The sequence below is a fragment of the Streptomyces sp. NPDC002870 genome, assembly GCF_042888505.1.
Taxonomy (GTDB): Bacteria; Actinomycetota; Actinomycetes; order Streptomycetales; family Streptomycetaceae; genus Streptomyces.
The window spans coordinates 85368-92439 of the sequence record NZ_JBIAPW010000036.1; the positions used below are offsets into that span (position 1 = coordinate 85368).

At 71.1% G+C, this 7072-nt stretch carries 7 protein-coding genes; 2 read left to right on the top strand and 5 right to left on the bottom strand.

The annotated features are described in order from the left end of the window. Positions 1-33 precede the first annotated feature (33 nt). The 5 genes from ACFYWY_RS31830 to hrcA all read right to left on the bottom strand — a co-directional run bounded on the left by ACFYWY_RS31830 (position 34) and on the right by hrcA (position 5085). The gene (locus tag ACFYWY_RS31830) at positions 34-561 is read right to left on the bottom strand and encodes a hypothetical protein (RefSeq protein ID WP_389192807.1); all 528 of its coding nucleotides are present in this window, start codon (positions 559-561) and stop codon (positions 34-36) included. Positions 562-909: 348 nt separating this feature from the next. Continuing rightward, positions 910-1653: a 16S rRNA (uracil(1498)-N(3))-methyltransferase gene (locus tag ACFYWY_RS31835; RefSeq protein ID WP_389192809.1), complete on the bottom strand. Its 744-nt coding sequence runs from the start codon at positions 1651-1653 to the stop codon at positions 910-912. Further along, positions 1653-2723 (bottom strand): nitronate monooxygenase, encoded by a 1071-nt coding sequence (locus ACFYWY_RS31840; protein ID WP_389192812.1) that lies wholly within the window; start codon positions 2721-2723, stop codon positions 1653-1655. The genes ACFYWY_RS31835 and ACFYWY_RS31840 overlap by 1 nt, the downstream gene beginning before the upstream one ends. 199 nt (positions 2724-2922) lie before the next feature. Further along, positions 2923-4059: a molecular chaperone DnaJ gene (gene dnaJ / locus ACFYWY_RS31845; protein ID WP_389192815.1), complete on the bottom strand. Its 1137-nt coding sequence runs from the start codon at positions 4057-4059 to the stop codon at positions 2923-2925. After that, positions 4060-5085: a heat-inducible transcriptional repressor HrcA gene (hrcA, locus tag ACFYWY_RS31850; protein ID WP_389192817.1), complete on the bottom strand. Its 1026-nt coding sequence runs from the start codon at positions 5083-5085 to the stop codon at positions 4060-4062. Between the two features lie 165 nt (positions 5086-5250). On the opposite strand from hrcA, the gene ACFYWY_RS31855 reads away from it, so the two are divergent. Together ACFYWY_RS31855 and ACFYWY_RS31860 are read left to right on the top strand one after the other, a co-directional pair. Next, positions 5251-5973: an MBL fold metallo-hydrolase gene (locus ACFYWY_RS31855; RefSeq protein ID WP_389192820.1), complete on the top strand. Its 723-nt coding sequence runs from the start codon at positions 5251-5253 to the stop codon at positions 5971-5973. A 10-nt stretch (positions 5974-5983) separates the two neighbouring features. Beyond that, on the top strand, positions 5984-6793 hold the full coding sequence (locus tag ACFYWY_RS31860; protein ID WP_389192823.1) for a DUF3097 domain-containing protein: 810 nt from the start codon (positions 5984-5986) through the stop codon (positions 6791-6793). Positions 6794-7072 lie beyond the last annotated feature (279 nt).

The window sequence follows — 7072 nt, forward strand, 5'->3', positions numbered from 1 at the left end:
GCAGGTGGCAGCCGCCGGGTCACGCCTTTCGGATCACTTGCGCGGCGGATCGGGGGTCGCGGTGACGGTCACTGTCACAGTCACGGTGGCACCGGGTGCCTGGCTCGGCGGGTGGCTGGGCGGACGGGAGGGTGAACGGGTGGGTGCGCCCGAGCAGTTGCCGAGCACGGTCGCCTCGAAGACGACCTTGCGGTCGACCTTCGCGATCAGGTCGCCGCGTACGCACTTCCCCGAACGCTCGTCCGTCACCTTGCCCTTGAGCGTGATGTCCTGTTCCGAGTTGGTCTCGCCCTGGCAGTCGACGGTGGCGACGCCCGACGAGGAGGGCGACTTGGTCGCTCCTGAACCGGCTTTGCCGCCATCGATCTTCGCCGTGCAGCTCAGCCAGCGCACATCGAAACCGAGGCGTTCCAGTGTGCTGGTCCCCGTCTTGTCGGTGGTGATCGCGACGGCGACGGAACTCACCCCGCCGGTCGCAGGCTCACAGGCCGCGACACCCACAACTGCGGCTCCGGCAGTGCCGATTGCGGCGAGGGTGCGCGGGCAGCGTATTCGTCTCATGGCCCCCATGAGTGGCAGCCTGCCACCGCGCTCCCGACTGCGGTAGACCGCTTGCCGCCACGCTCGCACCGGGGCTCCGCCCCGGACCCCGCTCCTCAATCGCCGGCGAGGCTGGTTTTCGGGGCTCCGCCCCGCGCCCCGCTCCTCAATCGCCGGAGGCGCTGAACATTCGGCCCTGACCGGGGCTCCGCCCCGGACCCCGCGCCTCAAACGCCGACGAGGCTTGGTTTCCGCCGGTCCGGCGGAAATCAAGCCCGTTGGGGGTCCCCCCGGACGAAGTCTGGGGGAGATTGAGGACACGGCCGAAGGCCGTACCGGGGTCAACAGGCCCCGCCGCAGGTGACCCCCTCAGGACCAGCGGCCCGTGCGCCCCAGCAGCAGCGCCGTCGCCGCCGTACCCGCCGTAGACGTCCGCAGCACACTCCGTCCGAGCCGGTACGGCTTCGCCCCCGCCTCGGCGAACGCCGTCAACTCCTCGGGAGACACGCCCCCTTCAGGCCCCACCACCAGCACGATCGACCCCTCTGCCGGCAGCTCGGCGGTGGCCAGCGGCTCCGCGCCCTCCTCGTGCAGAACCGCCGCGAAATCGGCTTTGGCCAGAAGTGCCGCAACCTGCTTGGTCGTTGCTGCGTCCGCGACCTCGGGGAAGCGGAGCCTGCGAGACTGCTTGCCCGCCTCGCGAGCCGTCGCCCGCCACTTGGCGAGCGCCTTGGCTCCCCGCTCGCCCTTCCACTGAGTGATGCAGCGCGCGGCCGCCCACGGCACGACCGCGTCGACGCCGGTCTCCGTCATGGTCTCGACGGCGAGTTCGCCACGGTCGCCCTTGGGGAGAGCCTGGACGACGGTGATACGGGGCGTCGGCTCGGGCTCCGTAGGGAATTCGAACGGCTCGACGATCAGCCGGTCCTTGCCCTCGGTCCGCAGGACGACACCCGCGGCACCGCGTCCGCGGCCGTCCGTGAGCACGATGTCCTCGCCGGACTGAAGTCTGCGTACGGAGACGGCGTGCCGCCCCTCGGGCCCGTCCAGGGTGAGGATCGCACCCGGCCCCACGCCCTCCAGGGAGTCGACGACGAATACGGGCGCGGTCATCAGGAACGGCCCAGGGCCAGCGCGGCGCGCGCGGAGTCCAGTTCGGCGACGAGGACTTCGACCAGCCGGCCGGCGGGCAGGTCGCGCGCCATCTTGTGGGCCTGCCCGGCCCAGAGAGCCATGCCCTGGGGGTCGCCCGCCTTGGCGGCGGCCTTGCGCAGACCGCTCGTCAGATGGTGCACCTGGGGATAGGCGGCGGGGGCGTACGGGCCGTGCTCGCGCATGAAGCGGTTGACGAGACCGCGCGCGGGCCGTCCGGAGAAGGCGCGGGTGAGTTCGGTGCGTACGAACAGGGGGTTGGTCATGGCCTGCTTGTGCAGCGCGTTGGCTCCGGACTCGGGGCAGACCAGGAACGCCGTCCCGAGCTGCGCGGCGACCGCGCCGGCCGCGAGCGCGCCGGCGATCTGACCGCCGCGCATCAGGCCGCCCGTGGCGACGATCGGCAGCTGTACGGCCTCGCGGACCAGCGCGACGAGCGAAAGCAGCCCGATGCCGCAGCCGTCGGTCGCGGGGTCGTCCCGGTGTGTGCCCTGGTGTCCGCCGGCCTCGACGCCCTGCACGCACACGGCATCCGCCCCGGCCCACTGCGCGGCCTGCGCCTCTTCGGGCGTGGTGACGGTGACGACGGTGAAGGTCCCGGCCTTGGCGAAGGAGTCGAGCACCTCGCGGGTCGGACAGCCGAAGGTGAAGGAGACGACGGGGACCGGATCGTCGAGGAGGATGGCGAGCTTCGCCTCGTACCCGTCGTCGCGCCCCGAGTCGGGGTCGCCCAGCGGTGTCTCGTACCAGGCGGCCTCACCGGCGAGCTGATGCCGGTAGACCTCGACGGCGGCGGGGTCGGCGGTGTTGGCCTGCGGCATGAAGAGATTGACGCCGAAGGGCTGCCCGGTGAGCCCGCGGACCTGTTTGACCTCCTGGTACATGCCGTCCGCGGTCTTGTACCCGGCCGCGAGGAACCCGAGCCCACCGGCTTCGGACACGACGGCGGCGAGCTGGGGACAGGATGCGCCGCCCGCCATGGGGGCCTGCACGATCGGATAACGGCAGAGATCGGTCAGTGCGGAGGACATGCAGGCATGGTGCCATGTCACTCCCGCACCACCGAATCGGGCGCGGTGCCGGCCCTTGTCGGGCTCCGCCCCGTGCCCCGCTCCTCAAGGCCGGCGAGGCTTGAAAATCAAGCCCGTCCGGGGATTGAGGACATGCCCGGAGGGGCGTACCGGCGGCGCAGCGGCCCCGCCACCCGCAGCGCCCCTACCGGCTGAACCGCTACCGTCCGTTGAACGCGTCCTTCAGGCGGGAGAACAGTCCCTGCTGGCCCGGCTGGAACTGGCCCGTCGGCCGCTCCTCCCCGCGCAGCTTCGCCAGGTCCCGCAGCAGCCGCTCCTGATCCGCGTCCAGCTTCGACGGGGTCATCACCTCGACGTGCACGATCAGGTCGCCGCGGCCCCCGCCCCGCAGGTGCGTGATGCCGCGCCCGTGCAGCGGGATCGACTGCCCCGACTGCGTACCCGGGCGGATGTCGACGTCCTCCACGCCGTCCAGCGTCTCCAGCGGGCACTTCGTGCCCAGCGCCGCCGCCGTCATCGGGACGGTCACCGTGCAGTGCAGATCGTCGCCGCGCCGCTGGAAGACCAGGTGCGGCAGCTCGTGGATCTCGACATACAGATCACCCGCGGGGCCGCCGCCGGGGCCGACCTCGCCCTCACCGGCGAGCTGGATGCGCGTGCCGTTGTCGACGCCGGCCGGGATCTTCACGGTCAGCGTGCGACGGGACCGGATACGGCCGTCGCCGGCACATTCCGGGCACGGCGTCGGCACGACCGTGCCGAAGCCCTGGCACTGCGGGCACGGGCGCGACGTCATGACCTGGCCCAGGAAGGACCGCGTCACCTGCGAGACCTCACCGCGGCCGCGGCACATGTCGCAGGTCTGCGCCGAGGTGCCGGGCGCAGCGCCCTCACCGGAGCACGTCGTGCAGACGACCGCGGTGTCGACCTGGATGTCCTTGGTCGTACCGAAGGCCGCCTCGTTGAGGTCGATCTCCAGCCGGATCATCGCGTCCTGGCCGCGGCGCGTACGCGACCTCGGCCCGCGCTGCGACGCCGTACCGAAGAACGCGTCCATGATGTCCGAGAAGTTCCCGAAGCCACCGGCTCCGAAGCCGCCCGCGCCTGCGGCGCCCGCCTGCGATAGCGGGTCCCCGCCGAGGTCGTAGACCTGCTTCTTCTGCGGATCCGACAGCACCTCGTAGGCGGCGTTGATCTCCTTGAAGCGCTCCTGCGTCTTCGGGTCCGGATTCACATCCGGGTGGAGTTCGCGCGCAAGCCGGCGAAATGCCTTCTTGATCTCGTCCTGTGATGCGTCGCGGCGCACGCCGAGTACGGCGTAGTAGTCCGTGGCCACTTACGACTCCGCCAGGATCTGTCCGACGTAACGTGCCACTGCGCGTACCGCTCCCATCGTTCCGGGGTAGTCCATGCGGGTCGGTCCGACCACGCCGAGTTTCGCAACTGCCTCGTCGCCCGAACCGTAGCCGACCGCGACCACGGACGTGGAGTTGAGGCCTTCATGGGCGTTCTCATGACCGATCCGTACGGTCATGCCCATACCGCCAGATTCCTTGGCCTCGCCGAGCAGCTTGAGGAGCACCACATGCTCCTCGAGCGCCTCGAGCACCGGCCTGATCGTCAGCGGGAAGTCGTGACCGAAGCGCGTCAGATTGGCGGTGCCGCCGATCACCAGACGCTCCTCGGTCTCCTCGACCAGGGTTTCGAGCAGGGTCGAGAGCACCGTGGAGACGGTCCCGCTGTCCTCCGCCCCGAAGGAATCGGGAAGATCCTGCACCAGCTGCGGCACATCCGCGAAGCGGCGCCCGACGACCCGGCTGTTGAGCCGGGCCCGCAGGTCCGCGAGCGAGGTGTCACCGAACGGCGCGGGGCAGTCGATCATGCGCTGCTCGACCCGTCCGGTGTCCGTGATCAGCACCAGCATCAGCCGGGCCGGCGCGAGGGAGAGGAGCTCCACGTGCCGGACGGTGGACCGGGTCAGCGAGGGGTACTGGACGACGGCGACCTGCCGGGTCAGCTGCGCGAGCAGCCGTACCGTACGGCTCACGACGTCGTCGAGGTCGACGGCTCCGTCCAGGAAGTTCTGGATGGCGCGGCGCTCCGGCGACGACAGCGGCTTGACGCCCGCCAGCTTGTCGACGAAGAGCCGGTAGCCCTTGTCCGTCGGGATGCGGCCGGCGCTGGTGTGCGGCTGGGCGATGAACCCTTCCTCCTCCAGCACCGCCATGTCGTTTCGGACCGTGGCCGGCGAGACGCCGAGCTTATGACGCTCGGTGAGCGCCTTGGAGCCGACTGGCTCCTCGGTGCCGACATAGTCCTGGACGATGGCGCGCAGCACCTCGAGTCTGCGTTCGCTGAGCACCGCGCACACCTCCAGCTGTGGTCCCTGGGCGACTGCTTGGCACTCGATGCGTACGAGTGCCAGCCTTACACCGTGCCAGTGTACGGCCGTGGGGTACGCCCCTAGCAAGGGCGGCCGACGACGCTACCGTGCGACATCCCTGGTCGTTGCCGATAGCGTCCCGGTATGGACGTCAGTTGGGAAGAGTTCGGCTGGGAGCGGCTGGCCGACGGGGTGGGCCGCCGACGGATGCCGGGCTGGGACGCGACTGTGGGTCTGATCGCCGGTGAGAGCGGTGTCCTCATGTACGACACGGGCTCCACGCTCCGCGAGGGCGCCGAGCTCCGCACCCAGGCGCAGGCGCTCCTGGGCGGCCGCCGGGTGACGCATATCGCACTGAGCCACCCGCACTTCGACCATGTGCTGGGGACGGCGGCGTTCGCGGGGGCGGAGGTGTACGGCGCGGTCGGTCTGGCCGATCTGATGAAGCGGGAGCGGGACGGCATCCTCGGCTCGGCGGTACGCCACGGGGTGGCCGCCGACGCCGCGGCCCAGGCGGTCGACGTACTGGTGGTGCCGCACCACATGGTGAGCGGGGAGTGGACGCTGGACCTGGGCGGCCGGCAGGTGCTGCTGGCGAATGTGGGCCCGGGACATTCGGGCCACGATCTGGCGGTCCTGGTGCCGGGCAGCCCGGAGGTGGTGTTCTGCGGCGACCTGGTGGAGGAGTCGGACGAACCCCAGGTGGGCCCGGACGCGATCCCGTCCCGCTGGCCGGCCGCGCTGGACCGGCTGCTGTCCCTGGGCGGCGAGGACGCGGCGTATGTGCCGGGGCACGGGGCGGTGGTCGACGCGGCGTTCGTACGCGCCCAACGCGACGTGCTGGCGGCGCGCTTCGGGGTGTCGTAGCGTCTGCCGAATGCGCAGCTACAGCCCCGATCTGACGCCACCTTGGAAGAAGCAGCAGCCTGCTCCCGAGGTCCCCGCCGACCCGGACCTGGTCGTGGAGGAGGTCGGCACGGGATTCTGCGGCGCGGTGATCCGCTGCGAGGCGGGGACCGTGACCCTGGAGGACCGCTTCGGCAAGCACCGGGTGTTCCCGCTGGCCCCGCGGGGCTTCCTGCTGGAAGGCCGCGTCGTCACCCTGGTCCGCCCGACGTCGCCGTCTGCGTCCCGCCCGGCCCGTACGGCCTCGGGCTCCCTCGCGGTCCCCGGCGCCCGCGCGCGGGTCGCCCGCGCCGGGCGCATCTACGTGGAGGGCCGCCACGACGCCGAGCTGGTCGAGAAGGTCTGGGGCGACGATCTGCGGATCGAGGGGGTGGTGGTGGAGTACCTGGAGGGCATCGACGACCTCCCCTCGATCGTCACGGACTTCGCCCCGGGTCCGGACGCGCGCCTGGGGGTGCTGGTGGACCACCTGGTCCCCGGCTCGAAGGAGTCCCGGATCGCGTCCGAGATCTCCAGCGCCCACGCCCTGGTGGTGGGCCACCCGTACATCGACGTGTGGGAGGCGGTGAAGCCGTCCTCTGTGGGCATCCCCGCCTGGCCGACGGTCCCGCGCGGCCAGGACTGGAAGACGGGCGTCTGCCGCGCGCTGGGCTGGCCGGAGAACACGGGGGCGGCGTGGCAGCGGATCCTGTCGGGTGTGCGGTCGTACAAGGACCTGGAGCCGGAGCTGCTGGGGCGGGTGGAGGAGCTGATCGACTTCGTGACGACGCCAGGGGTGTGACCCGGGGTTCTTCCCCCACCCCGCCCCTTCCCGTAACTGGGGGCAAGCCCCCAGGCCCCCGTACGCCCTCCGGGCGTGTCCTCAATCTCCCCCAGACTTCGTCCGGGGGGACCCCCAACGGGCTTGAGTTTCCGCCCGTCCGGCGGTAATTCAAGCCCCGCCGGCGATTGAGGCGCGGGGTCCGAGTAGGACTCCGTTAGGTCTTCCTCTTGGTCGTGTTTGGGGGCATGTTGGGGGTGTGGACGCACACGAAGTGAACCGTGCTCGGGCGAAGTTGGC

Excerpts from the sequence above, each read along its gene's own strand:
- ACFYWY_RS31830 (WP_389192807.1), bottom strand. The coding sequence starts at position 561 with ATGAGACGAATACGCTGCCCGCGCACCCTCGCCGCAATCGGCACTGCC.
- ACFYWY_RS31835 (WP_389192809.1), bottom strand. The coding sequence starts at position 1,653 with ATGACCGCGCCCGTATTCGTCGTCGACTCCCTGGAGGGCGTGGGGCCG.
- ACFYWY_RS31840 (WP_389192812.1), bottom strand. The coding sequence starts at position 2,723 with ATGTCCTCCGCACTGACCGATCTCTGCCGTTATCCGATCGTGCAGGCC.
- ACFYWY_RS31855 (WP_389192820.1), top strand. The coding sequence starts at position 5,251 with ATGGACGTCAGTTGGGAAGAGTTCGGCTGGGAGCGGCTGGCCGACGGG.
- ACFYWY_RS31860 (WP_389192823.1), top strand. The coding sequence starts at position 5,984 with ATGCGCAGCTACAGCCCCGATCTGACGCCACCTTGGAAGAAGCAGCAG.